Origin of the sequence: Marinobacter salarius, from assembly GCF_032922745.1 — a bacterium.
Taxonomy (GTDB): Bacteria; Pseudomonadota; Gammaproteobacteria; order Pseudomonadales; family Oleiphilaceae; genus Marinobacter.
Map to the genome: position 1 here is coordinate 3,370,157 of NZ_CP136693.1, position 25,981 is coordinate 3,396,137.

The 25,981-nt window shown below is 57.2% G+C and carries 25 protein-coding genes and 1 tRNA gene; 1 reads left to right on the forward strand and 25 read right to left on the reverse strand.

The window, feature by feature from the left end; genetic code table 11:
- Positions 1-55: 55 nt before the first annotated feature.
- The 12 genes from bamB to trmJ form a co-directional block, all read right to left on the reverse strand.
- Positions 56-1,228 carry an outer membrane protein assembly factor BamB gene (gene bamB, locus R1T46_RS15550; protein ID WP_036208135.1) on the reverse strand — a complete coding sequence of 391 codons (1,173 nt, stop codon included), beginning with the start codon at positions 1,226-1,228 and terminating at the stop codon, positions 56-58.
- A complete protein-coding gene (locus R1T46_RS15555; RefSeq protein WP_036208138.1) occupies positions 1,228-1,884 on the reverse strand; it encodes a YfgM family protein in 657 nt (218 codons plus the stop codon). Before R1T46_RS15555 ends, bamB begins: the two co-directional genes overlap by 1 nt.
- A gap of 50 nt (positions 1,885-1,934) precedes the next feature.
- The gene (gene hisS / locus R1T46_RS15560; RefSeq protein ID WP_082040513.1) at positions 1,935-3,215 is read right to left on the reverse strand and encodes a histidine--tRNA ligase; all 1,281 of its coding nucleotides are present in this window, start codon (positions 3,213-3,215) and stop codon (positions 1,935-1,937) included.
- Between the two features lie 40 nt (positions 3,216-3,255).
- A complete protein-coding gene (gene ispG, locus R1T46_RS15565) occupies positions 3,256-4,374 on the reverse strand; it encodes a flavodoxin-dependent (E)-4-hydroxy-3-methylbut-2-enyl-diphosphate synthase (RefSeq protein WP_036208144.1) in 1,119 nt (372 codons plus the stop codon).
- Positions 4,375-4,409: 35 nt separating this feature from the next.
- Complete coding sequence (locus R1T46_RS15570; RefSeq protein ID WP_317306073.1) at positions 4,410-5,468, reverse strand: RodZ domain-containing protein; 1,059 nt, start codon at positions 5,466-5,468, stop codon at positions 4,410-4,412.
- Positions 5,458-6,240 (reverse strand): type IV pilus biogenesis/stability protein PilW, encoded by a 783-nt coding sequence (gene pilW, locus R1T46_RS15575; RefSeq protein ID WP_317308321.1) that lies wholly within the window; start codon positions 6,238-6,240, stop codon positions 5,458-5,460. Before pilW ends, R1T46_RS15570 begins: the two co-directional genes overlap by 11 nt.
- Positions 6,241-6,310: 70 nt before the next feature.
- Positions 6,311-7,423, reverse strand: coding sequence for a 23S rRNA (adenine(2503)-C(2))-methyltransferase RlmN (gene rlmN / locus R1T46_RS15580; RefSeq protein WP_036208154.1), 1,113 nt, complete (start codon positions 7,421-7,423; stop codon positions 6,311-6,313).
- Between the two features lie 62 nt (positions 7,424-7,485).
- Positions 7,486-7,914 carry a nucleoside-diphosphate kinase gene (gene ndk / locus R1T46_RS15585; RefSeq protein ID WP_007152369.1) on the reverse strand — a complete coding sequence of 143 codons (429 nt, stop codon included), beginning with the start codon at positions 7,912-7,914 and terminating at the stop codon, positions 7,486-7,488.
- 67 nt (positions 7,915-7,981) lie between these two features.
- Positions 7,982-9,130 carry an IscS subfamily cysteine desulfurase gene (locus R1T46_RS15590; protein ID WP_151982028.1) on the reverse strand — a complete coding sequence of 383 codons (1,149 nt, stop codon included), beginning with the start codon at positions 9,128-9,130 and terminating at the stop codon, positions 7,982-7,984.
- A gap of 20 nt (positions 9,131-9,150) precedes the next feature.
- Complete coding sequence (iscR, locus tag R1T46_RS15595) at positions 9,151-9,648, reverse strand: Fe-S cluster assembly transcriptional regulator IscR (RefSeq protein ID WP_036208160.1); 498 nt, start codon at positions 9,646-9,648, stop codon at positions 9,151-9,153.
- Positions 9,649-9,725: 77 nt separating this feature from the next.
- Entirely contained in the window at positions 9,726-10,499 is a 774-nt protein-coding gene (cysE, locus tag R1T46_RS15600; protein WP_041333191.1) for a serine O-acetyltransferase, read from the reverse strand.
- A 4-nt stretch (positions 10,500-10,503) separates the two neighbouring features.
- Positions 10,504-11,358 (reverse strand): tRNA (cytosine(32)/uridine(32)-2'-O)-methyltransferase TrmJ, encoded by an 855-nt coding sequence (gene trmJ / locus R1T46_RS15605; protein ID WP_317306077.1) that lies wholly within the window; start codon positions 11,356-11,358, stop codon positions 10,504-10,506.
- A gap of 183 nt (positions 11,359-11,541) precedes the next feature.
- On the opposite strand from trmJ, the gene R1T46_RS15610 reads away from it, so the two are divergent.
- Positions 11,542-12,339, forward strand: a complete 798-nt coding sequence (locus tag R1T46_RS15610; protein WP_036208165.1) for an inositol monophosphatase family protein — start codon at positions 11,542-11,544, stop codon at positions 12,337-12,339.
- A gap of 75 nt (positions 12,340-12,414) precedes the next feature.
- On the opposite strand, the gene secF is transcribed toward R1T46_RS15610, so the two are convergent.
- The 13 genes from secF to R1T46_RS15675 all read right to left on the reverse strand — a co-directional run bounded on the left by secF (position 12,415) and on the right by R1T46_RS15675 (position 25,907).
- Entirely contained in the window at positions 12,415-13,371 is a 957-nt protein-coding gene (secF, locus tag R1T46_RS15615; RefSeq protein ID WP_317306079.1) for a protein translocase subunit SecF, read from the reverse strand.
- Positions 13,364-15,238, reverse strand: a complete 1,875-nt coding sequence (gene secD / locus R1T46_RS15620; protein ID WP_085680861.1) for a protein translocase subunit SecD — start codon at positions 15,236-15,238, stop codon at positions 13,364-13,366. The genes secF and secD overlap by 8 nt, the downstream gene beginning before the upstream one ends.
- A gap of 80 nt (positions 15,239-15,318) precedes the next feature.
- On the reverse strand, positions 15,319-15,681 hold the full coding sequence (gene yajC / locus R1T46_RS15625; protein ID WP_036208174.1) for a preprotein translocase subunit YajC: 363 nt from the start codon (positions 15,679-15,681) through the stop codon (positions 15,319-15,321).
- A gap of 60 nt (positions 15,682-15,741) precedes the next feature.
- Positions 15,742-16,860 carry a tRNA guanosine(34) transglycosylase Tgt gene (gene tgt, locus R1T46_RS15630; protein ID WP_227664228.1) on the reverse strand — a complete coding sequence of 373 codons (1,119 nt, stop codon included), beginning with the start codon at positions 16,858-16,860 and terminating at the stop codon, positions 15,742-15,744.
- Positions 16,861-16,870: 10 nt separating this feature from the next.
- A complete protein-coding gene (queA, locus tag R1T46_RS15635; RefSeq protein ID WP_075196854.1) occupies positions 16,871-17,965 on the reverse strand; it encodes a tRNA preQ1(34) S-adenosylmethionine ribosyltransferase-isomerase QueA in 1,095 nt (364 codons plus the stop codon).
- 38 nt (positions 17,966-18,003) lie between these two features.
- A tRNA-Leu gene (locus tag R1T46_RS15640) sits at positions 18,004-18,090 on the reverse strand.
- Positions 18,091-18,171: 81 nt separating this feature from the next.
- Positions 18,172-19,383 (reverse strand): flagellar hook-associated protein FlgL, encoded by a 1,212-nt coding sequence (gene flgL / locus R1T46_RS15645; protein WP_041333186.1) that lies wholly within the window; start codon positions 19,381-19,383, stop codon positions 18,172-18,174.
- Positions 19,384-19,402: 19 nt separating this feature from the next.
- On the reverse strand, positions 19,403-21,451 hold the full coding sequence (gene flgK / locus R1T46_RS15650) for a flagellar hook-associated protein FlgK (protein ID WP_075196855.1): 2,049 nt from the start codon (positions 21,449-21,451) through the stop codon (positions 19,403-19,405).
- A gap of 5 nt (positions 21,452-21,456) precedes the next feature.
- Positions 21,457-22,446 (reverse strand): flagellar assembly peptidoglycan hydrolase FlgJ, encoded by a 990-nt coding sequence (gene flgJ / locus R1T46_RS15655; RefSeq protein WP_041333184.1) that lies wholly within the window; start codon positions 22,444-22,446, stop codon positions 21,457-21,459.
- A gap of 8 nt (positions 22,447-22,454) precedes the next feature.
- Positions 22,455-23,552, reverse strand: a complete 1,098-nt coding sequence (locus R1T46_RS15660) for a flagellar basal body P-ring protein FlgI (RefSeq protein ID WP_075196856.1) — start codon at positions 23,550-23,552, stop codon at positions 22,455-22,457.
- Positions 23,549-24,199 carry a flagellar basal body L-ring protein FlgH gene (flgH, locus tag R1T46_RS15665; RefSeq protein WP_374700689.1) on the reverse strand — a complete coding sequence of 217 codons (651 nt, stop codon included), beginning with the start codon at positions 24,197-24,199 and terminating at the stop codon, positions 23,549-23,551. Before flgH ends, R1T46_RS15660 begins: the two co-directional genes overlap by 4 nt.
- An 81-nt stretch (positions 24,200-24,280) precedes the next feature.
- Positions 24,281-25,069 (reverse strand): flagellar basal-body rod protein FlgG, encoded by a 789-nt coding sequence (gene flgG, locus R1T46_RS15670; RefSeq protein WP_317306082.1) that lies wholly within the window; start codon positions 25,067-25,069, stop codon positions 24,281-24,283.
- An 85-nt stretch (positions 25,070-25,154) separates the two neighbouring features.
- Positions 25,155-25,907, reverse strand: coding sequence for a flagellar basal body rod protein FlgF (locus tag R1T46_RS15675; protein WP_075196859.1), 753 nt, complete (start codon positions 25,905-25,907; stop codon positions 25,155-25,157).
- Between the last annotated feature and the right edge of the window lie 74 nt (positions 25,908-25,981).

The window sequence follows — 25,981 nt, forward strand, 5'->3', positions numbered from 1 at the left end:
CGCTACACATTAAACAGGGCCCGCGCTTCACAGCGATAGGGCCGGAAAGGAGCACTCAGTCGAGCGTCCGGAGTTTCAATACCGACAGTTTACCGCTATTGCCATACACAAGAAGGTTACCGTTCTGCAGGCGCTGGAAAGGCACCCGCAGGCCCTCGTCGTCAAATTCAAGCTGACCCACCAGGCTGCCGTCTTCCAACGACAACATATGAATGTAGCCCTCGAAATCACCTATCAACAGGTAATCCTCATAGACAACCGGCTGCGTTGGCTGCCGCCAGGATAACCGGTCCTGAACCCACAGCTCGCGACGGTCGGAACCGCGGTAGGCCGTGATATCGCCGTTGGCACCCGCGACAAAAATATTACCGTTGCCGATCATTGGTGACTGCAGGCTGGAGGCGGGACGACTCCAGATTTCCTGTCCGGTTTGCAGGTCAACCAGCGCAAGCTTGCCCTGATAGCCCACAATCATCGCTGCGCTCTCCAGAATCAGCGGCTCACCGGCCACATCAACAAGCCGTTCAAGCTCGGTACGGCCCTGCGGCTGGCCGACTTCATACTGCCAAACGGGCTGGCCGGTCTCAGTGGAGATCGCCATGAGCTTGCCGTTGGCCAGTGAAGCCAGCACAAGGTCTGCCCCGACAAGCGGCGACGCCGCTGCACGTATTGACAGGACCGGGACATCACTGTCGTATTGCCATGCCTGCTCCCCGGAGGCGGTATCAAACGCCAGCACCTTGCCATCAATGGTCTGTGTCACCACCAGGCGCCCGTTGGACTGGGGGGATGCCAACACTTCGTTGGGCAATGGCTGCCGCCAAAGCGCAGAACCATCTTCGCGCGACAGGGCCATCAGCTCAGCATCACGGGTGACCAGGTACAGGTTTCCCTGATCGCCACCAACGCCGGCACTGATTTCCTCGTCAAGATCCCGGAACCAGAATACCTCGCCGTTTTCGGAGCCGACGGCATAAACCTCGCCATCGGCTGATGCCGCATACAAACGGTCTCCGGTGTTCAGAGGGGCGAGGTACAGGAAGTTGTCATCATGCCCGTCCCCAACACCCATACTCCAGACAGGCTCAAGCCCGACACTGGATGAAATCTCCGGAACCGGTGCAGGTTGCTCAAAGGTGTCGCTGGTACTACATCCTGCAAGGACAGCCAGTGTCAGCATACCCGCAAGCGAAAAGAGTCTGGTATGCCCGTTAACCAACCAGGGCATCAGGCTCCCTCCTCAACACCAAGGTCGGATAGCTTGAGCTCAAGAATGCCGCTACGACCCTGCTGGTTCATTTCACGGGCCGCCAGATACGCTTCACGAGCCCCCTCACGATTACCCTGGGCTAGCAGGATATCGCCTTTAAGCTCGGTAAAAATAGCGCCGAAACTGCCGGTATTGTCCGTACCCTCAATGGTTGCCAAAGCCTCTTCGTACTGCTCCGCCGCGAACTGGGCGCGGGCCAGGCGGTTGCGAATAACCATTGCCAACGCTCCGCTTTCGCCGGCTTTTTCCTGCGCCCAGGTCAGGGACTCGATCGCCCCTTCCGGATCGCCCTGGTCCATAACCTGTTGGCGAGCAAGCATCAACATGCCATAAACAGCGAAGGCGCTGTCGCTGTATTCTTCTCGCAGGTTCTCGGCCACGTAGGCAACGGTATCTGCGCGATTTTCATCTGTCTCATCGCTATAGGCATTGATCAGCTCGGCAAACTGGGAAGCCGCTTCCGTACGCTGCTGCATTTGATGGTTCTGCCAGGCCTGCCACCCGAAAACAATCGCCAGCGCCGCACCGACGCCAATCAGGAGCGAGCTGCCATTCTTCTTCCACCAGTCCTTGATTGCCTGGACCGTTTCTTCCTCAGTACGCATTTCAGCCATGATGACTCCTGCAATAGATGATTATTATGCTGTAACTCGTCGGCGCGCCATCAGCGGCCAAGCAATTCTTCAAGCGTCGCGGCCAGATCACCCTGAGCAACGTCTAGTTGCCCCTCGTCTGACCGTAACGGCTTAAGGCCGACCGTCCCGTTGGCAACCTCATTCTCACCCAGAATGACCGCGTAACGGGCGCCACTGCGATCAGCCTTTTTCATCTGACTCTTGAAACTGCCGCCGCCACAGTGCCCCATAACCGTTACGCCCGGCAAAGCGTTGCGAAGGGATTCACCCAGCGCCAACGCGGGTGCCACGGTGGATTCACCCATAGCCGCAACATACACATCGACATTGCCATTGGCACTGTCTGGCACAAGGTTAAGCGTTTCCAGCAGCAGGATCAGTCGTTCGAGCCCCATGGCGAAACCGACCGCAACCGTGGGCTTGCCTCCCAATTGCTCCACCAGCCCATCATAGCGACCACCGGCGCATATCGTCCCCTGGGCACCCAGGCTGTCGGTAATCCACTCGAATACAGTTTTGCCATAATAGTCGAGCCCGCGAACCAGCTTTGGATTCACCGTATACTCAATGCCAGCCGCGTCCAGCAACGAGCGCAGTTGCCGAAAATGATCCCGAGACTCGTCGTCGAGGTAATCATCCAGACGAGGCGCGTCCACCAGAAGTCTCTGGGTATCCGGGTTCTTGCTGTCCAGAATGCGTAGCGGGTTCGAGCCAAGACGCCGTTGGCTGTCTTCGTCCAACTGCTCCCGGTAATCCGAGAGGTACGCGACCAGCGCCTCGCGGTATTCCCGACGGGCAGCAGACGTACCTATGGAATTGATTTCCAGGCGGGTGTGTTCACTCAGTCCTAGCGCGCGCCAGAGCCTGGCCGTCAACACGAGGAGCTCAGCATCAATATCCGGGCCGGTCATGCCAAAACATTCCACGCCGATCTGGTGGAACTGACGGTAACGGCCTTTTTGGGGGCGCTCATGACGAAACATGGGGCCGGTGTACCAAAGCCGGCGGGTCTGATTAAAAAGCAGACCGTGTTCTTCGGCGGCACGCACGCAGCCGGCCGTACCTTCGGGGCGCAGGGTCAGGCTGTCACCGTTGCGATCCTCAAAGGTGTACATCTCTTTCTCAACGATATCTGTCACTTCGCCAATAGAGCGCTTGAACAGGTCCGTCTGCTCAACCACCGGCATGCGAATTTCCTGATAACCGTACTGGGAAAGCACTTTCCTGACCGTGTCTTCCACAAACTGCCACACCGGCGTCTGCTCTGGCAGGATATCGTTCATCCCGCGGATTGCCTGGATCTTAGCCAAGTTACTACCTTATCTGTGTCGGTGATTTGACGATCTGCTCTCAGTCGGCCGAGCGGGTAATGATCGCTTCTTCCTTTTCCTTGCGACGCGCCACTTCCTCACGGATCAGCCGTTCCAGGTCGTCGGTCAGGTTGGCATTGTCGAGCTTCTGATTGGGCTTGCCCGACGCGTAGAACAGGTTCTTGGGGCTACCGCCGGTCAAGCCCAGGTCAGCAACCTTGGCCTCGCCCGGCCCGTTTACAATACAGCCAATGATGGCAACATCCAGGGACTCGTTGACATCTTCCAGACGAGCCTCAAGGTCATTCATGGTCTGGATGACATCGAAATTCTGGCGTGAGCAGCTTGGGCACGCGACGAAGTTGATACCCCGGCTGCGCAGGCGCAAGCTTTTGAGAATATCGTAGCCGACCTTGATCTCCTGCACCGGGTCTGCCGCGAGCGATACTCTGATGGTATCCCCAATGCCGTCCATCAGCAGCATGCCCAGGCCAACAGAGGACTTCACTGTCCCGGAGCGAAAGCCACCAGCCTCGGTAATGCCCAAATGCAGGGGTTGTTCTATCTGTGCAGCAATCTGACGATATGCCGCCACCGTCATGAAGACCTCTGAGGCCTTCAGGCTCACCTTGAAGTCCTGAAAATCATGACGGTCGAGAATGTCGATATGGCGCATGGCCGACTCAACCAGAGCCTCGGGTGTCGGTTCCCCGTACTTACGTTGCAGTGCCTTTTCCAGCGAGCCTGCGTTGACGCCAATACGAATCGGGATATTGCCATCCCGCGCGGCGCTGATCACGGCGCTGACACGGTCATCCCGACCGATATTACCCGGGTTGATACGAAGACAATCAACACCCAGTTCCGCCACCCGCAGAGCAATTCGGTGATCGAAATGGATGTCAGCCACCAATGGTACTGACACCATTGAGCGAATCTTGCCGAACGCTTCCGCAGCATCCATTGTAGGCACGGATACCCGCACAATGTCCGCTCCAGCCTCCTGCAGGGCGCGGATCTGGCCAACGGTTGCATCCACGTCACAGGTGTTGGTGTTGGTCATGCTCTGGACAGCAATAGGCGCATCGCCACCCACAGGAACATCGCCTACCATTATCTGGCGTGATTTGCGTCTTTTGATCGGAGATTCGTGATTCATATAGCCTGCTAACCGCAAAAGAGGGTTCGAAACGTTCAGATATCCAGCGAGAATTCTGCTCGGTTGTTGACGACCCGATAACCGGAAAGGTCAATCGGTTGGCCATCAAATCTTATAGATTCGATGGCATCGACTGCGCCGACAACAACGTCGATGGGCAGCCTGCCTGATACATTAATCCTGTCACCATCCCGTTGCAGGGATCCCACCAGGCGATTGCCCGCCGAATCGGTTACCTGAACCCAGCACTCATCGCTGAATGTCATTTCCAGGCGAGCGCTGCCGACGGCAGCCGTTGGCTGGGCGCTCTCCTGAAACGCTGGCTCCGGCTCACTGGTCACCACCGGAACCTGGCTCTCATCAATCTCATCGACAGCAGGTTGCGCAGCCGGAGCGGAATCGTCTTCTACCGTCGGGGCCGGAGAGCCAGAGACCTGCTCATTAACCTGAGGGTCCTCAGGCAGCTCTGCCAACTCGCTATTGTCCTCAACGATCGACGCTTCATCAACCGGCGCGGATAGCCTATCGGCCTCTTCCTCGGTTCCAGGCTCGGCTAACTCGGTATCGACAGTGTCGTCCACCGACACCGTCTCTTCGGACGGTTCAGGCTGCGCGGGAGCAGCCGTTTCCGAGGACACAGCCGGTTCCGTCGTGTCGCCTGTTATACCGTCCAATTCGCCCATAAAGCGCAATGCGAGAAAGGCAATTACTGCTATGACCAACAGGAGAAGCAGCAATTTCGCAACGCGGCGTTTCCGACGTCTGCGACGTTCGATATCAATCAGCGGATTGGCTTCTTCTGCCTGCTCTTTTCGCTGTCGCAGTGGCTCCAGTTCCTCATCCAGCGTCGCGATCACCGCATCTGGATCAAGGTCAACCTGCCGCGCGTAGGTTCTGACATAGCCTTTGAGGAACAGTTCACTGTCGATCTGTTCATAATGCCCGTCTTCTATCGCCTGTATCACGGCCGGGCGAAGATGCTGGGCATCGGCCACGGCGGAAATACTGAGCCCCTTCTGCTCACGCGCACGCTTGAGCAATTGACCCGTAGGCTCACTCAGGCCCGACGGTTGTTGTGCGTCATCACTGTCCATTGGATGTCATCACCCTGTATTGTTGGTATTCGACAGAGTTTGGAAAATTGTTTTTCAGCAGAAGTCCGAGGCTCGATTCCCGGTTCCTGTCGCCCAAATGCCGGGCGATGCGAATACCTGTGTAGAGGCTTTCCGGAGAATGGCGGAGATTCTGATTCCGTTGCATCAGCGTCATCAGGCGGCTGTAGTGACGAGAGGCGGCCTGATGCTCCCCAGATTCGACCAGCGTCCGTGACAGCGCAAGCAGCGACTTTGCATCACCACGGGATAATTCAACAGCGCGCCGATACGCCGTAGTAGCACCCTCAAGGTTGCCAATCCTTTCTTCCGTCAATCCGAGGTTGAAGAACACGGACGCCCTGTCGTTGTAGGACGTGTCCCTGGATGCCGCAAGGAACTGTTCGCGGGAATCCTCAAACCGACCCGCGCCGTACAGGAAAGCCCCGTAATAAACGCGCCCACGGGTATAGCCCTGATCACTGTCGAGCGATTCCCTGAACGATCTCTCAGCCAGTTCCGGCTCACCCTCGGCGTTATAGATCAGCCCCATGGCCGCCAACGCCCCGGGGTCATCAGGGGCCAACTCAAGCGCCCTTTCAAGGTGGTGTCGGGCTCTTTCCAGATTATCTTGGCCGATGTAGGCGGTTCCCAACTGGACATAATTCCTGACAGCCTTGTCGCGGTCTGCCTCACGAGCAAAGCGGCTATCGGTATTGGTCACACACCCTGCGACAAACATCGCCAGCAATACCACGACAAGCGCGGCTCGCATCCTCTTCACTGGAATAAATGTCACAGTCGGTAATTCCTCTTGAATTGCAAGGTGCATATCGGCACCGGGTTTACGGACTGACCTGCTGCACCTGGATATAACGCTGACTACGCTTGGTGCGGTCTTCCACCATCCCTACCAGCTGACCACAGGCTGCGTCGATATCGTCACCGCGAGTCGTTCTCACCGTGGCGATAAAGCCGGCCTCGTTCAGGACTGCCTGGAAACGGCGGGTCGCGTTGTTACTGGGACGGCGAAAATCGCTCTCGGGAAACGGATTGAACGGGATCAGGTTAATCTTGCACGGCAGGCCGCGAAGAACAACGGCGAGTTCCCTGGCGTGCTCAGGCTGATCATTAACGCCTTCAATCACCGTGTACTCAATGGTTGCCTTCCGCTTGTCAGGCAGGCGTGCAAGATAACGACGCGTCGCTGCCAGCAACTCCGCAATAGGGTACTTTTTATTCAACGGCACCAACTGGTTACGCAACTCATCATTGGGCGCATGGAGCGAAATGGCCAGTGAAACATCGGTAACTTCACCCAATTTGTCCAGTGCCGGAACCACCCCAGAGGTGCTGACGGTGACACGTCGCTTGGAAATGCCGTACGCCAGGTCCTCCATCATCAGGTTCATGGCATCGACAACGTTGTCGAAGTTCAGCAACGGTTCACCCATCCCCATCATTACCACATTGGTAATCGGGCGGTCCGGGCCGGGTTCAAATGGCATGAACGCCTTACGCGCAACCCAGACCTGCCCGATGATTTCGGCAGCAGTAAGATTGCGGTTAAATCCACGCTTGCCCGTCGAACAAAACGTGCAATCGAGGCTGCAGCCAATCTGCGACGATACGCACAGCGTGCCGCGCTCGCCGTCAGGTATGAGCACGGTTTCAACACTGTTGCCGTTGTCCATGCGCATGACCCATTTGCGGGTACCGTCTTTGGAGGACTCGTCGTACACCACCTCCGGCCCACGAATTTCCGCAACGGCCTTCAGCTTTTCCCGCAGCACCCGACTCATATTGGTCATTTGATCGAAGTCATCGGCCCCGCGCTGGTGAATCCATTGCAGCACCTGTGTTGCGCGGAAACGCTTCTCCCCCAGGGACTCAAAAAAGGCCTCCATTTTGGCCTTGGGCATTCCCAGAAGGTTGGTTTTCTCAGCAACAGCTGTCATTTCATAACCTCAATCAAATAACCAATACGGGCCGGACGTATGTCCGGCCCGATACAGCCTGATCAGCCGCGCGGGCAGATCTCACTGTCATTAAAGAAATACGCAATTTCGCGCTCAGCTGACGCGGCGGAATCTGAACCATGAACAGCGTTTGCATCAATTGAAGATGCAAAGTCGGCACGAATGGTGCCTGCTTCCGCTTCCTTGGGGTTGGTTGCTCCCATCAGGTCACGATTCTTCAGGATAGCACCATTGCCTTCCAGAACCTGAACAACCACAGGGCCGGAGGTCATGAACGCAACCAGATCATTAAAAAACGGGCGCTCCTTGTGCTCGGCGTAGAACCCTTCTGCCTGCTCCTGGGTCAGGTGCATCATTTTCGCAGCGACGATGGTCAGGTCCGCTTTTTCGAAGCGTGTGTAGATTTCGCCGATCACATTTTTTGCGACTGCATCGGGCTTGATAATCGAGAGCGTGCGCTCATTTGACATGATCTATCTCCATTCAGGTTCAGAAAAATTTCAGGGTTGGGATTATACGCAGTCCGGAGGCAACTGCCTACCGCACTGAACGGAGACGGGTAACAACGTCAACGATTTGCGCCGCTGCGAAGTCTGCCTCCTCTTCCGTCGAAAAGCGTCCAAAGGAAAACCGGAGAGCTCGATGCGCCTGCTCATCATCCAGCCCAATGCCCTTGAGTACAAACGAAGGCTCAATAGTGGCCGAAGAACAGGCCGAACCAGACGAAACCGCCAATTCACGCAATCCCAGCATCAGGGATTCCGCATCGACCCCGGCAAACGAGAGGTTGATGATACCCGGCACCCGATGTTCGGCACTGCCGTTAAGCGTCACGCCCTCAAGACCTTCAAGGCCCGACATGAACCGCTTCCGCAGGGATTCCAGCCGCGCCTTCTCCTGCTCGAGTTTTTCGCCGGCCAGATCAAAGGCTTTGCCCATGCCGACGATTTGGTGCGTAGGCAGTGTGCCGGAACGCATGCCCCGCTCATGACCACCGCCATGAATCTGCGATTCAATTCGCACGTCCGGAGAACGCCGCACATAGAGGGCGCCAATACCCTTGGGCCCGTATACCTTGTGCCCCGACAAGGACAACAGATCCACTGGCATAGCTCCCACATCCACCTCGGTCTTGCCAGCCGCCTGCGCCGCGTCCACATGAAACAGCACACCGCGTTCGCGAAGCATGGTACCGATGGCGGCGATATCCGTTTGGCTACCCAGTTCATTGTTGACCATCATCAGGCTGACCAAAGCGGTATTGTCCCGGAGCGCATCTTCAACCTGTTGACAGGACACCCGCCCGTCCGCGCCCGGTTTGAGCCAGGTCACCTCAACACCCTGCCCTTCAAGCCACTTGCAGGTATCAAGCACCGCCTTGTGTTCAATCATCGATGTCACAATGTGCGGATTGTTCTTGCCTGTAACAGCACCCTTGATGGCGAGGTTGTCGGACTCGGTAGCGCCGGACGTCCACACAATCTCACGTGGGTCTGCATGTATCAGGCTTGCCACCTGCCGGCGGGCACCTTCAACGGCAGCTTCGGCCTGCCAGCCAAAGCCATGGGAGCGTGAGGCAGGGTTGCCAAACACACCATCAGGTGTCAGGTATTTGACCATTTCTTCGGCAACGACAGGGTCTACGGGCGTGGTGGCCGCATAATCCAGATAGACGGGCTTTTTCATAGAAGTTTCAGGATAGTCGTTCAGGCCGGCGCCTGATCCGTAAGGCGCTCGGTGTTAATCGTCTGTGAGTCGCCGTCTGAATGGCGCCTGTTCTGCCGATCGGCAACCACCTGAATCTCCCGTTTGCGCATCAGGTCCCCAAGACTGATATCACTGAGGAACTGATGAATCTGATCACTGAGATCAGACCACAGGTGGTGGGTCAGGCATTTCTCGCCATTCTGGCAATCACCCTTGTTGCCGCAACGGGTGGTATCCAGGGATTCGCTGACCGCGTCGACAACTTCCGCAATAAAGACGGAGTCTGCCTCACGGCTCAGGCGATAACCACCGCCAGGGCCCCGGATACTCGTCACCAGTTTGTGACGGCGAAGGCGGGAAAATAACTGCTCGAGATACGAGAGGGAAATCTCCTGCCGGGCAGATATGTCAGCCAGACTCACCGGCCCCTGATCCCCATGAAGGGCGAGATCCAGCATTGCCGTCACCGCATAGCGGCCTTTGGTGGTCAGTCTCATAACGTCAGCCCCGGTCAGGGATTGATTCGGCTTTAACAACGCCGAGTATGAATTGACCTACCAAAACAGTCAAGTATTCACCGTTGCGACGGCTCGTCGTCCCGCACGCAGTCAAAATCCTCCTCCTGCAGCGGCGGCAACTCGCCGTTCTGGTATTCACTGTTCACCTTGCGAAGCGCTTTGCACATATTCTCAATGCGGTCATCCACAGCATGCATATGATCCAGCAGGCTGCGCATGGCCCGGGCTACCGGGTCCGGCATTTCCTCGGTCACACCATAGGCATCGAAGCCCATGCGTTCTTCCATTTCCTTGCGCCGGGCGTCATCTTCCCCTTTGCGCTTCACCACAACCCGACCAGGAATACCGACAACCGTCGCGCCAGGCGGAACCTCTTTGGTCACCACGGAGTTGGAGCCAATCTTGGCGCCCTCGCCCACCGTAAACGGCCCGAGGATCTTGGCACCGGCACCCACCACAACACCGTCACCCAGCGTCGGATGGCGCTTACCCTTGTTCCAACTGGTCCCTCCCAGGGTAACGCCCTGATAAAGCGTGACGTCGTCACCGATCACCGTGGTCTCACCAATGACAACACCCATGCCGTGATCGATAAAGAAACGCCGCCCGATCGTGGCACCTGGATGAATTTCGATGCCAGTCAGCCAACGGGCGATCGAAGAAAACGTTCGTGCAATCCACTTCAGGCCAAGACCCCAAAGCCAATGGGAGAACCGGTGGCACAGGAGCGCGTGCAAACCCGGGTAATTGGTCAGCACTTCGAAAGTATTGCGAGCGGCGGGATCACGATGAAACACGCTGTTCACATCTTCCCTTAGACGTTCAAACATAACCCTATTCCTGTTCACCGGCCGTTGAACCAGCCTTTGACGTATTTTTTGCGGTATCCGCAGCACCAGCCGATTTCTGTACGGCAGTCAGTATTCCCCGAAGAATATTGATCTCCATCTGATCCAGCCCGGCACGCTGGAACAGCCGCCGCAGCCGCGTCATCAACTGACGGGGATTGTCCCGGCGGTGAAAGTCGACATCCACAAGCACCTGTTCAAGATGACTGAAAAAACCCTCAACATCGCGGACGGGCGCGGGCGGCACATCCCAACCTTCATCCCCAGGCGCCATCATAGGCCTGAGATATGGGCTGCCGTCGCCACCTTCAAGTCCTTTCAGATAATGCATACGCAATTCATAGCACATTACCTGAACCGCCATGGCCAGATTCAGGGAGCTGTAATCCGGATTTGAGGGAATATGAATGTGGAAATGACAGCGCTGCAACTCCTCATTGCTCAGCCCATGGTTCTCACGTCCGAAGACCAATGCCACCTGCCCCGCTTCCGACTGCTGGGAAGCCTTGGCCGCCGCGCCTGGTGGAGCAATGACCGGCCACGGGACCTTTCGCCCCCGGGCGCTGGTTCCCATGACGCAAACACAGTCGGCAATGGCGTCATCCAGAGTAGACACAACCGTGGCTTTGTCGAGTATATCGGAGGCGCCCGCTGCGCGGGCGTAGGAGGCCTCATCGGGAAAAGACACAGGATTCACCAGCCACAAATTTCCGAGCCCCATGTTTTTCATGGCCCTGGCGACCGCACCGATGTTTCCAGAGTGGGACGTCTCAACCAGGACAATCCGGATCTGGTCGTTGTAGGTGTCAGGGCCCTCCAGGGGCTTTGCGGGCTTGTGCATGGCGGTAGAATCTCTGTAAAAACGGGAAAGCGCGCATGATAGCAGATCCGCCCCCTTCCCCGCCTCTCCGGATATGCCCTGATACAGCGCCATCCGTGACATTGCGGAGCGGAAAAACATACAAGGTGGGTCAGTTTTTGATATGCTATGCGGCCTTCACACACCCGGATAATGAACACTCAGATGCAACCAGCAATCAAAATGGCCCTGCGCGTCGCGCGTCAGGGGTCCGACTATCTGAAAGCACACTTCGAACGCCAGGAACCCAACGGCGACAGCGAAGACCGCCGCAAGCAACTGGAGCGGGTCGAACAGTCCATTTACGACAACTTTTCCGAACAGCTTGATAAAGCCTACAAGGACCACGCCATCGCTCCGTTGAATGAAGCGGACGCCGACGGCAACGACAAGAGCTGGCACATTTTCCCTGTGCTCGGGCGTGAGAATTTTCTGCGCGGCATTCCTGACTTCGCCGTTGCGTTGCTGCAAAAGAAGAACAACCGCACCGAGAACCTGCTGCTGATCAATCCGGTCACCGGTGAGGAATACTCTGCCAGCCGCGGCCACGGTGCCGCACTCAACAGTCGGCGGGTGCGTACCAGCGACGTCAAGCATGCAGACCGAGCAGCCGTGGTCAGCAACCTTCTCGACCAGACCCGCTCTTCTGACGACCCCCTGATGTGGGGCGAGATGGCATCCCTACTGGCACGTGACAGCAGCATGTTCCGAACCGCTGGTTGCGTGGCCCTTGATATCGCCCGGGTGGCTTCCGGTCACCTCGACGCCGCTGTCATTTTCCGTCCGGAGCCGGCTGACCTGGCCATCGGCGTCACGCTGGCACTGGAGTCCGGCGCTCTGACCGGCGACTTCTCCGGCAACCCTTCAACAGAGAAGGCAAAGCAGTTGATCGTGGCGAACCCCAAGCTGTTCCGGGAAGTGCTGAAAACACTTCACCCGTTCCGGGGCCGGCTTCCTCGCTAGGGGTTACAGTCAACGACCGGGCACAAAAAAGCCGCAACACCAAACGGGATTGCGGCTTTTTTGTGGTTGACCGGTTTACATCCGGTTCAACCACTCGGGCGGCTGCTCTTCTTCCTCTTCCTGCCCTGCAAGACCTTCCTTCGGTGGAACGACCAGGTCTTCTCTGGCAACACCGAGGGCGACCAGCAGGTTAGCGGATACGTAGATAAACGAGTAAGTACCCACCACCACGCCAATAATCAGGGCAAGCGCGAAGTTATTGATAGCTTCACCGCCCAGGAAATACAGGGCGAACAGCACCACCAACGTCGTACCAGACGTGTTAATGGTCCGGCTGATGGTCTGGTGAATGGACTCGTTGATGATGTGCTCGGAGCCCCCTTCACGCATCTTGCGGAAGTTCTCGCGAATCCGGTCCGCCACCACGATGGTATCGTTGAGGGAATAACCGATAACCGCAAGCAGCGCCGCCAGAACGCTGAGGTCGAACGTCCACTGGAACAGCGCGAACACACCCAGAACGATGATGACGTCGTGGGCCAGTGGCACAACAGAGGCAATGCCGAACTTGAATTGGAATCGCATGCCAACGTAGATCAGCACCACCGCCAGCGCGATGAGCATCCCCAGGCCACTGTCTTCTTTGAGCTCGTCGCCAACCTGCGAGCCGACAAACTCGGAGCTCACCAGTTCAAGCTGATTACCTCCAGCCGACAGCGCGGCCGTGACTTCAGCGGCCAACTTGTCGTTCTCGGACTCTGCCATTCGCACCAACACCGTGGTATCCGAACCGAAGTTCTGGACCACAAACTGCTCATATCCCGCGCCTTCCAACGTCTGGCGGACATTGTCCAAAGCGGGAGCCTGTTGGTATTCCAACTCCACGGAGGTACCACCGGTAAAATCCAGCCCGAGGTTCAGGCCGCGCACTGCCAGCAACGCAATGGAAACGACAACCAGCGCAATGGACACAACGGAAGCAATCTTCCGAAAGCCCATAAAATCGATAGGTTTCTTCTCAACTTCAGACATTGGCCAGTTTCCCCCCAATCGACAGCTTTTCAACCTGTCGACCGCCGTATACAAGATTTACGATGCTGCGACTGACCATCAGCCCGGAGAACATCGACGTAAGAATACCGATCGACAGTGTCACCGCGAACCCTTTCACCGGGCCGGACCCCATGGCGAACAGGATCACCGCCACCAACAGGGTGGTGATATTGGCATCAAAAATCGAAACGAAGGCCCGGGAATAACCGGAGTTTATCGCCGACTGTGGCGGTATGCCCGATTTCAACTCTTCCTTTATACGCTCGAAGATAAGCACGTTGGCGTCAACCGCCATACCCACCGTCAGCACGATACCGGCAATACCCGGCAGCGTCAGGGTTGCTGAGAGAATCGACATGCAGGCGATCAGCAGCATCAGGTTAAGCGTCAACGCAATGTTGGCGATCACACCAAAGCCACGGTAGTACACCACCATGTAGCAGAGAACCAACACAAAGCCGAGCAGGACCGACATCATGCCGGCATCAATGTTCTTCTGCCCAAGGCTGGGACCAATCGTCCGCTCTTGAACAAAGTACATTGGCGCAGCCAACGAACCGGCTCGCAGCAGCAATGCCAACTCCGCCGCTTCCGGGATGGAATCCAGCCCGGTAATCCGGAAACTGCTTCCCAGCGCTGACTGGATCGTCGCCAGGCTGATGATGCCCTTCTCGACAACGCGGTTGTCGACCGTGCGGGTTTCACCATCCACAACCACTTCTTCCGTCTCTGTCCGGTATTCGATAAACAGGACCGCCATGCGACGCCCAATGGCGTTGCGGGTTGCACGGTTCATCAGATCGCCGCCCACCGAGTCCATGGTGATGTTGACCTGTGGCTGGCCGTTCTCGTCGAAGGCCTGCTGTGCGTTAGAGACATTGTCACCGGTGACGATCACTTCCCGCTCAAGACGGGCTTCACGGTTAGGGTTGTCACGGAACGGGAACGTCTCGATATCAGCTGATGACGCATCCTGGCGGGCCTCAAGACGGAACTCCAGATTGGCCGTAGCACCCAGTACACGCTTTGCCGCAGCGGTATCCTGCACACCAGGCAATTCCACAATGATGCGGTCCGCACCCTGGCGCTGCACCAGAGGCTCCGCCACGCCAAGTTCGTTGACCCGGTTACGGATGGTGGTCAGGTTCTGCTCCAGTGCGTAGTCCTGTATGGACTTCACTTCGGCTTCCGACATGGACAGCACCAGCAGGTACTCACCTTCCTCTGTCTGCTCATCGAGCAGGAACTGGTTGTACTGGTCACGAATCAGGTCAAATGCTTCGCTGCGGGAACTTTCGTCGCGGAAGCTCAGAACAATGGAACGGTTGCCTTCCACATCGCCACCGCGGTAGCGCACACGCTCTTCACGCAATTCGCGCTTGATCTGACCAGACATGGCTTCGAGGCGCTGGTCGACGGCGGTTTCCATATCCACTTCCAACAGGAAGTGAACACCACCCCGCAGGTCGAGGCCGAGCTTCATCGGGCCCGCACCCAGGCTTTCCAGCCATCCCGGTGTTGACGGCGCCATATTCAGGGCTACCAGATAATCCCTTCCAAGCGCCTCCTGCACCACCGGCCGAGCCCTCAGCTGGGATTCGGCGTCGTTCAGGCGAATCAGGGCGTCGCGCTCCTGCAACTCGGATTCCTTGACCTGGATCCCCTTGGCTTCGAGTGCATCAACAGCCCTGTCGAGAATCCGCTGATCGACTTCGGTACTGCTCCGGGCACCGGTGATCTGTACGGCAAAGTCGTCAGGAAAGACGTTAGGCAAGGCATAGACGAACCCGATCACCAGCGCGATCACGATAACCAGGTTTTTCCAGAGCGGATACTTGTTCAGCATGGGGTCCCTTTAAGTCGGCCAGTCGGCCGGCTGTGATGTTTCAGCTTGGCAAATTCAGACCTGAGTCGAAAACCGGTCGATCAGATGTCCTTCAGAGTTCCTTTCGGAAGTGCCGCTGCAACAGCAACTTTCTGAACCTTGATCTCAACGTTGTCAGCGATTTCAACCACGATAAAGTCATCGGAAACCTTGGTGATCTTGCCGGCCACACCGCCGGAGGTAACCACTTCATCGCCTTTGTTCAGGCCAGCCATCAGCGCCTTGTGCTCTTTCGCACGCTTGGACTGGGGACGCCAGATCAGGAAATAGAAAATCAGGATAAAGCCGGCAAAGAAGATCACCTGCCCCATCACTCCCATACCCTGGGCACCCGCATCCTGTGCCATGGCCAGTGCCGGCATCGCAGCAAAGAGTGCAGCAACAAGTAACTTGATTGATTTCATTGACTATCTCCGTTTTTAAGAAAAGTTCAGGTAGCGGTTCAGAATCGGCTTATCCCGCAGTCACTGCGCCATTGGAGGCACGGTTTCACCGCGGCGGGCATAGAAGTCGCTAATAAAGTCCGACAATGTACCTGCTTCAATTGCGCCACGCAATCCAGCCATCACGTTCTGGTAGTACCGCAGATTGTGGATCGTATTGAGTTGCGAGCCGAGCATTTCTCCACATTTATCGAGGTGATGCAGATAACTTCTCGAAAAGTTCTCGCAGGTGTAGCAGTCGCATTGATCGTCCAGCGGCGCGGTATCGTGCCGGTGCCTGGCGTTGCGGATCTTGATGATGCCGGTGGAGGTAAACAGGTAACCGTTGCGCGCGTTTCTCGTGGGCATTACGCAGTCAAACATGTCTACGCCGCGGCGCACTGCTTCCACAAGATCCTCGGGCCGCCCTACGCCCATCAGGTAACGGGGGCGGTCTTCCGGCATTTTGGGTGGCAGATGATCCAGGATACGGATCATATCCTCTTTGGGCTCGCCCACCGACAATCCACCTATGGCGTAGCCGTCGAATCCGATCTCCGTCAGCCCTTTCATTGAGCGGTCCCGCAGCGATTCGTACATCCCTCCCTGAACGATGCCGAACAGCGCGGCCGGATTACCAGCGTGTGCCTGTTTGCTCCGGGCAGCCCAACGCAGGGACAGCTCCATGGACTCACTCGCCTGCTTCTCAGTGGCCGGGTACGGCGTACACTCGTCAAAAATCATCACGATGTCCGACCCGAGATCGCGCTGCACCTGCATGGCGATTTCCGGTGACAGCTCTACCGGTGAACCATCGATTGGCGAACGGAACGTCACGCCCGCTTCGGTGATTTTGCGCATCTCGCCTAGGCTGAACACCTGGAAGCCGCCGGAATCTGTGAGGATCGGGCCTTGCCACTGGGTAAAGTCATGCAAATCGCCATGGGCCTTCACCACTTCCGTACCCGGCCGCAGCATCAGGTGGAAGGTGTTGCCAAGGATGATCTCGGCCCCGATATCCTTGATGTCCCTCGGCAGCATACCCTTGACGGTGCCGTAGGTGCCCACCGGCATGAAAGCCGGGGTTTCCACCGTACCCCGGGGAAAGGTCAGGCGTCCGCGTCGTGCACGGCCATCTTCCCCGAGTTTTTCAAAGGACATATAACACTGGTCACTCATCATCGTTCTCCGGATTCTGGCTGCCTTTCCCTGAACAGTAAGAGAGGGCGCCCAGGCTTGGCTCCTGCGCTGTGATAAACATCGCATCACCGTAACTGAAAAAGCGGTAACGCTCGGCGACAGCCGCTTGATAGGCCGACATCACGTTCTGATAACCGGCGAATGCGCTAACCAGCATGATCAGCGTTGACTCCGGTAAGTGAAAGTTCGTCACCATGGCGTCCACGGTCTGGAAACGATAGCCGGGGTAAATAAAGATATCGGTTTCGCCCTGAAAAGGTCGAACCACCCCACCACGACTGGCGGATTCCAGGGACCGTACAGAGGTGGTACCAACGGCTACGACACGGCCTCCCCGGGCACGGGCTGCGTTCACCGCGTCTACCGTTTCTTGCGATACATGGGCCACTTCACTGTGCATCACATGATCTTCAATACCCTCCACACGCACCGGCTGGAATGTGCCAGCGCCCACGTGCAAGGTTACAAACGCGGTTTCAATGCCCCGCGATTCAAGCTCGGCCAGAATCCGGTCATCAAAATGCAGGCCTGCGGTCGGAGCCGCCACCGCACCCGCTTCCCGGGCGTACACCGTCTGGTAGCGTTCGCGGTCCGAGGATTCATCCGGGCGATCCACGTAGGGAGGCAGCGGCATATGGCCGATGCGCTCAAGAACCTCAAGAACGGGTTCGTCGCTGTCACAGTGCAGGTGAAACAACGCATCATCCCTTCCGCTCATCCGTAGCGGTGTGCCATCTTCAAGCAGCACTTTCTGGCCTTCTTTTAAAGCTTTGGAGGCCCGTACGTGAGCGAGAATGTCGTGCTCTCCAAGCACACGCTCAACCAGCACTTCCACCTGACCGCCGGTTTCCTTGCGGCCAAAAAGGCGCGCGGGAATCACTCGCGTGTCGTTGAAGACCAGTAGGTCGCCCGGCTGAAGCAGGCCTGGAAGATCGGTAAACCGTAAGTGCCTGGTGTCACCGGACAGCCCATCGAGACTGAGCAACCGGGACGCACTGCGCTCTTTGAGGGGATACCGGGCGATAAGCTCATCCGGTAGATCAAAGTGAAAATCGGAGACGTTCATTGGATGGACTGTTTACACCGCACTGTGCGGATCGTAAATGGTAGCGGCGGGCGGACTCGAACCGCCACGGGTTTTACCCCAACGGATTTTGAATCCGTCGTGTCTACCAATTTCACCACGCCGCCATCGGAGAGTGCTGGGGATTATACTGAGGTTGAATCTGAAAGCAATAACAAGTGCCGGACTTCCTTGTTCCGGCAGGCTTTTTACAAGCGATCGAACAACGACAGCTGGGAGACCTGGGCAAACGACTGCTGTGCAGCCTGCAGCACGAAGCTCTGGAAGCTCAAGTTGCTGATAGCTTCGGCGTAGTCCACGTCACGCAGTTGCGAACGAATGTCCTCACTGTACACAGACGAGTCTTCCAGGAACGATTTGGTAGAGTCCACGGCGTTCAGGCGCCCGCCGATTTCCGTTTGCTTCTGAACAATGCTTTCCTGGGCATTGTCCAGATTCTGCAAAGACGCTGCGATCAGGTCGTCATAGGCCGCCTGCCCGGCCGGCGAACCTTTGTCGATGTTATCGAGGCCGTCAATCAGGTTTTCGATGGTAGCAAACACCGACTGCCTCTCCCCCGCGCGAAGGGTGAACTCATCGCCATCGCCCGCATCGGTAATCGTCGCCTGCACACCGGCAACTTCGAAGGACTCACCACTGGTATACGCCGCTGGAGTCACAGTCAGGGGATCGCCGGTGCGGCTATTCACAGCACTGACCGTTCCCGCAACGGTATCAACGGTAATGGTGATATCGTCCGGTGAAACCGCCGACAATGCGCCATCATTGATCACCTGAATACCATCGATTCGAGCGGCGGCCGCATTGCCAGGGTCACTCTCGGCAAACACTGCCGCGGGAACCGAAGAGTAGATGCCTTTGCCATGATCGCTGATAGGCACCGTTACGCCATCGTCGATCTCCAGCACGCGCTGGCCCTCATCACCCTGGTACACCCAACTGCCGGAAGCATCTTTCCCGAAAGCCGCGGTGGAACCCTGAAAACCACTGAAAATGTACTCGCCGGACGCATCACGGGTATTGGCAATGTTGGCCAACTGCCCGATACGCTCTTTCATTTCCGAGGAGATGGATTTGCGATCATTCGGTGACAGCGAGCCGTTACCAGCCTGGACGGTCAGCTCCCGTATCCGCTGGATAACATCCACCGAACTGGCCAACGCGCTTTCCTCCTGCTGCAACCGGTTTTCCGCGAGCCCAGCGTTGCGCTGATAGGTCTCGATCCGGGACAGCTCCTGATCAAGCTTGAGAATGCGCGCTGCCGCAACGGGATCGTCCGACGGCTTGTTGACCCGCTTGCCCGTCGAAATCTGCTCCTGGGTCTGGTTCAGGCTGCTATTCAGTTCCTGCAGCCGGTTTATACCGCCGGAGAATATCTGTTGTGATGAAATTCTGATCATGTCACATCACCTCGCACTGTTACCGGAAACTCTGCAACAGGGTATTGAACAAATCCTGGGCCACGCTCACCACCTGGGCGGACGCATTGTAGGCCGCCTGGTACTGGATCAGCTTGCCGGCCTCTTCGTCCAGGTTGACGCCAGAGACGGACTCCCGCTGATTGGTGGACTGCTCCAGCAGCGTGCTGCCGGCGTCTTTATCCAGTTGGCTCTGCCGGGTTTTTACGCCAATGTCTTCCACCAACCCTGCGTAGCCCTCGGCGAAACTCTGGCTGCCATTGTTAAGGGTATTCTCGGTTCCCAGCGCCGCCAGGAACTCTGCATTGCGGTTATCTGAGACACCGTTGGTGTTGTAATTGATACTGAACGAATCTCCGGGCCTTGGGTTGCCGGAGATTTCGAACTGAAAGCCGAAATAATCCGGCGAGCGCGGATCCTCAGTAAACAGCTTGTTGGACTGGCCTGCCTGGAACACATTGACCGGAGGCACTGCCGCGGCATCACCTGCCTGCAGCACCGTGTTCGTGTTGGCGTCAACAATGTCATAGACCAGCTGGCCACCATCGTCACGGAACTGGATGTCCAGTGGTGGGTCCAGTTGCCCGTCCTGTCGGAAATTGCTCAGCAACGAATTGGTAAACGGATCCCTGACATCCAGCATCTTGCCCTGGTTGATAGTGGCATCACCGGTATTACCTGCAGAACCCTCCGCCCTTACCGGGCTCGCAAAGGCCAGATCCTCTTCACGATTGACTTCCAGGCCGATATTGGCCGCCGCGTTCCGGGTTGGCTCGATCAGGAAACTGTCACCGGCATTGAAGGTTCCCCCTTCAATACGGATATTGAACCCCGGCATGGATATTTCGGACTGAACAGGGTCCGGCAGGCGGCCTTGGTTGACCACCTCACCCGTGGCCCGATCCACCAATTCGAAGTTCCGACCGTCGCCGCCAAACCGCAAGGACCAGCTGCCGGCGGGAAGCTGGGAGCTGTCGATAATCTGGACCGCAAGCTGAGCGTCCCGCGGGGCTCCGTTATTGGTATTGGCAATCACCCGGCCGCGCTGGGCCGCCTGGGAGTTGATGTCACTGAAAAACAGCCCCCCCAGATCGCCCTCAAGGTCCATGCCAATTTCATGCTGATGATTGAGGGTTTCGGACAAGGCAATCGCAACCCGGCCGAGTTCGGCAAAAGCAGGCTGCAGGGCCTCTGATTCGAACCGCCGCAAACCGCCGAGTTTGCCGCCGTTGACCTGGCTGTCCACGTTCAGGGTCCGGCCACCGGTCGTCAGGGTGAATTCCAATCTGGTCGGGTCTTCCGCGTTATCGCGGGTTCCCAGTTGTGCCGCCCTGTCACCAACCACCAACGCCTGCCCATTGCGCAGCGACACGTTCACCTGGCTACCTTCCGCTTGCACCACGCTGATGTTGACCAGTTCAGACAACTCACGCAGTTTTTCGTCGCGCTTATCCAGCAACTCGTTGGGTTCACGGCCCTGGGCCAAGCCGGGGGATTCGGAGATCGCCAGGTTCAGCTGTGCAATGCTTTTCAACAGTGTATTGGCGTCCTTGACGCCCTGCTCCATCTGGGTCTTGACGGATTCCCGCTGTTGAATAAATTCCTGATTCAGGGCTTCAAAGCGGTTCACCACCTGTTGCGCCTCGCTCAACACCAATTGGCGCTGGGGCAACGATGCCGGATCTTCGGCAGCATTCTGCAGGCTCGCGAAGAAATTGTTCAGGGCATTGCTCAGGCCGGTGGTTTCGCCGCCAAGCAGGTTATCCAGGCGCGACAATTCCGAGTTCAGCGCTTCCTGCTCACCAAACAAAGAGGTGTCTTCACGCACCTGTTGCGTCAGATATTCGTTCGCCAGGCGACGGATGTTGGTGATGCTGACACCGGTACCGATAGAGCCCGCGCCGGTGCGCTGCGCCGACTGGGTTTCAAATTGCACCTCCTGACGGCTGTAACCCGGCGTGTTGGCATTGGTGATGTTGTTACCGGTGGTGTTCAGCGCCGCCTGGTGTCCGAGGATACCGGTCAGACCAATATTGATAAGTCCTGCCATAATGCTTACTCCTCAGCCCTACCCGTACCCATGGACAACGTTGCCATGGAGTCATTGTTCATAATGCGGCGAATCTTGGCACCGTAGTTTGGATCGGTGGCATAGCCCGCTTCCTGAAGCCGGTTTGCAAACAACTCGGGATCGTCCGCGGCCGCCAGCACATCCCGATAACGGGGATTGGATTCGAGGAACGAGACATAATCCCGGAAGCTGGATTCATAGTCCGGGTAGGCCCGGAACGCGGCCCGTTCGTTCATCGGCACGCCTTCGCGGAATTCCGTGGTGGCAATGTTTACGGACTCACCCTGCCAGCGGGTGTCTGCCTTGATACCGAACAGGTTAAAGCTGGGAGAACCACCGTCGCCTTCAATCATGTGCCGGCCCCAACCGGTTTCCAGTGCCGCCTGTGCAATCATCAACCTTGGGTTGATACCGCTTTGCGCCGCTACCTTTTCGGCGACGGGCAGGAGTTCACGGACAAACTGTTCCGGTGACTCAAACCGGCTTGGCATGACGGTGCTGATTTCCTGTGCAGGCTCTCTGCGGGCGGTGTCAGCCACCTGATTCACCTTGTCCATCTGCTCGGGCAGGCGCGGAGACAGCACCGGCATACTACGATCATAGTCCGCCAGCGCGGTCTTATGGGCCGCCATCGGCTCACCCTTCTCATCCATGCCAGGAATCTGCCGGCTTAGCTGGCGCACCAGGGCATCGGATATACCGGTGCCCTGCTTTTGCGATAGCGTCAGGCTCAACTGGCTGTCGAACATCTCTCGATAGAACTCCGACTGCTGACTGTTGAGGTAGTTACCCTCCGCAAACACATCACCGGCCTTGCGCATCGCTTTGACCATTTCCGACAGGAACAGGCCCTCAAACTGCTTCGCCACTTCCTCAAGCGCCGCTTCCTTGTCGGTCCTGGCCTGGGCCTTCAGCGCGTTCAGACCGCCGAAATCGGTGTAAACCTGGGCTTTCTGGAGACTGGAATCCTGCATCACGCCCCCTAAATCACAATCAGCTCAGCGCGCAAGGCGCCGGCCTGTTTGAGGGCTTCGAGCACCGCCATTACGTCACCGGGCGCCGCACCTACCTGGTTCACGGCCTGGACAATCTCGTTCAGGGTGACCGCCGGGCCAAACTGGAACATTCGGGCCGGATCTTCGGTAATGGCGATCTGGGTATTGGGCTCGATCACCGTCTCACCATCGGTGAACGGGTTTGGCTGATTGGCTTCGGGATTCTCTTCAATGGTGACGGTCAGGTTACCGTGGGTCACCGCCGCCGGGCTGACCTTGACGTTCTGCCCTACCACAATGGTGCCGGTGCGGCTGTTGATGACCACCTTGGCAGCGTCTTCCGCCGGATTAACCTCAATGTTTTCCAGAATCGACAGAAAGCTTACGCGCTGGGATGGGTCCCTCGGCGCCTTGACGGAGACCGAGGTCGCATCGTGGGCATACGCCATGTCCGGGCCCAATTGACCATTGATCGCTTCCACCACCCGGCGAGCCGTCGTGAAGTCAGCCCGCAACAGGTTGAAGGTGATGGTATCGCCACGGGTAAAGGGCGACATCACTTCCCGCTCAATGGTGGCGCCATTGGGAATCCGGCCAACGCTGGGAACGTTCACGGTAATCCGCGAACCGTCGGCGCCCTGGGCACCGAAGCCACCCACCACCAGGCTACCCTGAGCCATGGCATAGACCTGATCGTCTGCCCCCTTTAACGGCGACATCAACAGGGTACCGCCACGCAGGCTGTCGGCATTGCCGATGGAGGACACTGTGATGTCCAGTTCCTGGCCTGGCTTGGCGAAGGGCGGGAGATTCGCGGTAATGGTAACCGCAGCCACATTGGCAAGATTGGGGTTCACGCCCGGCGGCAGGGTAATGCCGAACTGGGTCATCATGTTGCGAAAGGTCTGGTTGGTAAACGGCGCTTTATCACCAGTACCATCCAGGCCAACCACCAGCCCGTAGCCGACCAGTTGGTTGTTACGCACACCCTTGATGCGCGCCAGGTCCTTCAGGCGGTCCGCCAGCACCGGCGCTGCGATCACGGAGAGCGCAATCATCAGTATCCCAAACCTCAGCATTTTCATAGCGGGAACCACTCACTGTTGAAGAACCTCGCCAGCCAGCCCATCTGGTTAGCCTGGTCGAAATCACCGGTACCGCCGTAGGCAATACGGGCATCAGCAATACGATTGGACGCCACAGTGTTGTCCGGCGAAATGTCCTCCGGGCGAACAAGACCGGTCAGGCGGATATACTCATCACCGTTGGTCAGGGACAGCCACTTCTCGCCTCGTACTCTCAGCACGCCGTTAGGCAGCACCTCAGTCACCGAGACTGTAATGCTGCCAGCAAGACTGTTGCTCTGATCAGCATCGGCTCTGGTTTTAAAATCACGCTCTTTGTTAAGTGAAGTACCGATCCCAAAGTTGTTCCTGCCCAGAATGTTTGGCTCGGGCAATGTGATTTCATTGTCCTTGATAATACGGGTGTCGGCATTCTTGCTAGCGCGGGTAGACTCCTCCAGATTAACTGTGAGCACATCACCAACGTTCAGAGCCACAGTATCTCCGTAAAGACTGTAGTTGCGAGACGACTGGTAGATGGCGCCAGAGTTGGGGTCACGCTGCATCATATTATCCGCTCGAACCGGCGTATAGGCGGGGTCGTCCGGCACAGGACGTTCTCGGCTAAGCGCCGTACATCCCTGAAGTATGACCAGTCCAGCAATCATCAATACCGAACTGATCTGGCTCAATCTGCTGTTTCCATGATACGCACGCGTCATAACTCTTCTCCCTGCGCCCTCTCAGGGTTAGCCTATATTATTCGTAATAAACTGGAGCATCTGGTCGGTTGCGGAGACCACTTTCGAGTTCATCTCATAAGCTCTTTGGGTGGTAATCATGTTGACCAATTCTTCCACAACTTCCACATTGGAGGACTCCACCATGCCCTGTTCCAGAGACCCTAGACCTAAGAGACCTGGCACACCTTCCGCCGGATCTCCACTGGCATTGGTGGCTTTGAACAGGTTGTTGCCGATGGCCTGCAAGCCCTGAGGGTTAATGAAATTAACAAGGGTAATCTGGCCAAGATTCTGTGGCGCCTGTTGATCATCCGTCACAGCTGTAACCGTGCCATCTTTGCCAATAGTGATGTTGGTGGCATTCTCAGGAACATTGATATTGGGCTCAAGAAGGTAGCCGTCCGGGTTAACGATGTCGCCGTTGGAGTTCAACTGGAACTGGCCATCGCGGGTATAGGCGATCTGCCCGTCCGGGAGCAGGATCTGCATGAATCCGCGGCCGTTCACGGCCATATCCAGGGGCTGCTCGGTGACTTCCAGGTTGCCCTGGGAAAACTGCTTGGAGGTGCCGACGATGCGAACACCGGTACCCAACTGGAGACCGGACGGCAGCTCCGAGTTCTGGGTATTCAGACCACCGGGTTGCCGGTCGATCTGGTACAGCAGATCCTGAAACACCGCGCGGTCGCGTTTGAAACCAGTGGTGTTCACGTTAGCCAGGTTGTTGGAGATCGTGGACATATTGGTGTCCTGCGCGCTCAACCCGGTTTTGCTGACCCAAAGTGCTGGATGCATGTCGTCTACTCCTTGCCGGGGGCGTTTTCAATGCGGCCGATTTTTGCCGCTTCTGCGCTCACCCGGGCGATGTTCATAGGGTTTATCAGAGGTTCTGCAACAGTCGTGCCGACGCCTCGGCATTCTCGTTGGCGGTGGTCATTATCTTTACCTGCATTTCATACTGACGGGACAACTGCAGGTTGGAGATCATCTCTTCCACGGCGTTGACGTTAGAGCTTTCCAGAAACCCCGACGCGACGCGCATATTGGCATCAGGCGGCTCTGGACCATCCAGCGCCTGGTCCGCCTTGCGACGGATAAAGCCATCTGCACCTTTTTCCAGCGCGTCCCGGGGTGGGTTCACCAGCTTCAGTCGATCCACCTCAACCAACTGGTCCGGCGGACCGCCAACGGGAACCACGGAAATGGTTCCGTCCGCGCCAATCTGCACATTATCGAACGGCGGCAGCGCCACCGGTCCGCCATTACCCATGACCATCTCTCCGCTGGAGAGACGCATCAGGCCATTGACGTCGATCTGCATGCTGCCGGAACGGGTGAATACTTCCTCGCCCTGCTGATTCTGGACGGCCAGCCAGCCATCACCTTCTACGGCGACGTCCAGCTTGCGGCCAGTGTCCATCAATGCACCGGCGGCCAGGTCTGTTCCGGGCCTCTCGGCCATGGCATAGGCACGGGTGGGATGATGCTCACCAAAAACCGGCATACTGCGGGCCTGGGCGAAATCCGCCTTGAAACCCGTGGTACTGACGTTTGCCAGGTTATTGGCGTGGGCGCGCTGGGACAGCATGTTCTGCTTGGCGCCGGACATTCCTATATAGAGGGCTTTGTCCATGGGAAAACTCCTGCCGGAATATTGACTGTTTCCAGTCTTTCCTATACCCAAGCAGGAGTTGTGCCATGTTCACA

Excerpts from the sequence above, each read along its gene's own strand:
- ispG (WP_036208144.1), bottom strand. The coding sequence starts at position 4,374 with ATGAATCACGAATCTCCGATCAAAAGACGCAAATCACGCCAGATAATG.
- flgK (WP_075196855.1), bottom strand. The coding sequence starts at position 21,451 with ATGGCAGGACTTATCAATATTGGTCTGACCGGTATCCTCGGACACCAG.
- R1T46_RS15675 (WP_075196859.1), bottom strand. The coding sequence starts at position 25,907 with ATGGACAAAGCCCTCTATATAGGAATGTCCGGCGCCAAGCAGAACATG.
- ndk (WP_007152369.1), bottom strand. The coding sequence starts at position 7,914 with ATGTCAAATGAGCGCACGCTCTCGATTATCAAGCCCGATGCAGTCGCA.
- yajC (WP_036208174.1), bottom strand. The coding sequence starts at position 15,681 with ATGAAATCAATCAAGTTACTTGTTGCTGCACTCTTTGCTGCGATGCCG.
- bamB (WP_036208135.1), bottom strand. The coding sequence starts at position 1,228 with ATGCCCTGGTTGGTTAACGGGCATACCAGACTCTTTTCGCTTGCGGGT.
- flgJ (WP_041333184.1), bottom strand. The coding sequence starts at position 22,446 with ATGCAGGATTCCAGTCTCCAGAAAGCCCAGGTTTACACCGATTTCGGC.
- R1T46_RS15570 (WP_317306073.1), bottom strand. The coding sequence starts at position 5,468 with ATGGACAGTGATGACGCACAACAACCGTCGGGCCTGAGTGAGCCTACG.
- queA (WP_075196854.1), bottom strand. The coding sequence starts at position 17,965 with ATGAACGTCTCCGATTTTCACTTTGATCTACCGGATGAGCTTATCGCC.
- R1T46_RS15590 (WP_151982028.1), bottom strand. The coding sequence starts at position 9,130 with ATGAAAAAGCCCGTCTATCTGGATTATGCGGCCACCACGCCCGTAGAC.
- R1T46_RS15660 (WP_075196856.1), bottom strand. The coding sequence starts at position 23,552 with ATGAAAATGCTGAGGTTTGGGATACTGATGATTGCGCTCTCCGTGATC.
- flgL (WP_041333186.1), bottom strand. The coding sequence starts at position 19,383 with ATGATCAGAATTTCATCACAACAGATATTCTCCGGCGGTATAAACCGG.
- rlmN (WP_036208154.1), bottom strand. The coding sequence starts at position 7,423 with ATGACAGCTGTTGCTGAGAAAACCAACCTTCTGGGAATGCCCAAGGCC.
- tgt (WP_227664228.1), bottom strand. The coding sequence starts at position 16,860 with ATGTCCTTTGAAAAACTCGGGGAAGATGGCCGTGCACGACGCGGACGC.
- secD (WP_085680861.1), bottom strand. The coding sequence starts at position 15,238 with ATGCTGAACAAGTATCCGCTCTGGAAAAACCTGGTTATCGTGATCGCG.
- pilW (WP_317308321.1), bottom strand. The coding sequence starts at position 6,240 with ATGCGAGCCGCGCTTGTCGTGGTATTGCTGGCGATGTTTGTCGCAGGG.
- R1T46_RS15610 (WP_036208165.1), top strand. The coding sequence starts at position 11,542 with ATGCAACCAGCAATCAAAATGGCCCTGCGCGTCGCGCGTCAGGGGTCC.
- iscR (WP_036208160.1), bottom strand. The coding sequence starts at position 9,648 with ATGAGACTGACCACCAAAGGCCGCTATGCGGTGACGGCAATGCTGGAT.
- flgH (WP_374700689.1), bottom strand. The coding sequence starts at position 24,199 with ATGATTGCTGGACTGGTCATACTTCAGGGATGTACGGCGCTTAGCCGA.
- flgG (WP_317306082.1), bottom strand. The coding sequence starts at position 25,069 with ATGCATCCAGCACTTTGGGTCAGCAAAACCGGGTTGAGCGCGCAGGAC.
- cysE (WP_041333191.1), bottom strand. The coding sequence starts at position 10,499 with ATGTTTGAACGTCTAAGGGAAGATGTGAACAGCGTGTTTCATCGTGAT.
- R1T46_RS15555 (WP_036208138.1), bottom strand. The coding sequence starts at position 1,884 with ATGGCTGAAATGCGTACTGAGGAAGAAACGGTCCAGGCAATCAAGGAC.
- secF (WP_317306079.1), bottom strand. The coding sequence starts at position 13,371 with ATGTCTGAAGTTGAGAAGAAACCTATCGATTTTATGGGCTTTCGGAAG.
- trmJ (WP_317306077.1), bottom strand. The coding sequence starts at position 11,358 with ATGCACAAGCCCGCAAAGCCCCTGGAGGGCCCTGACACCTACAACGAC.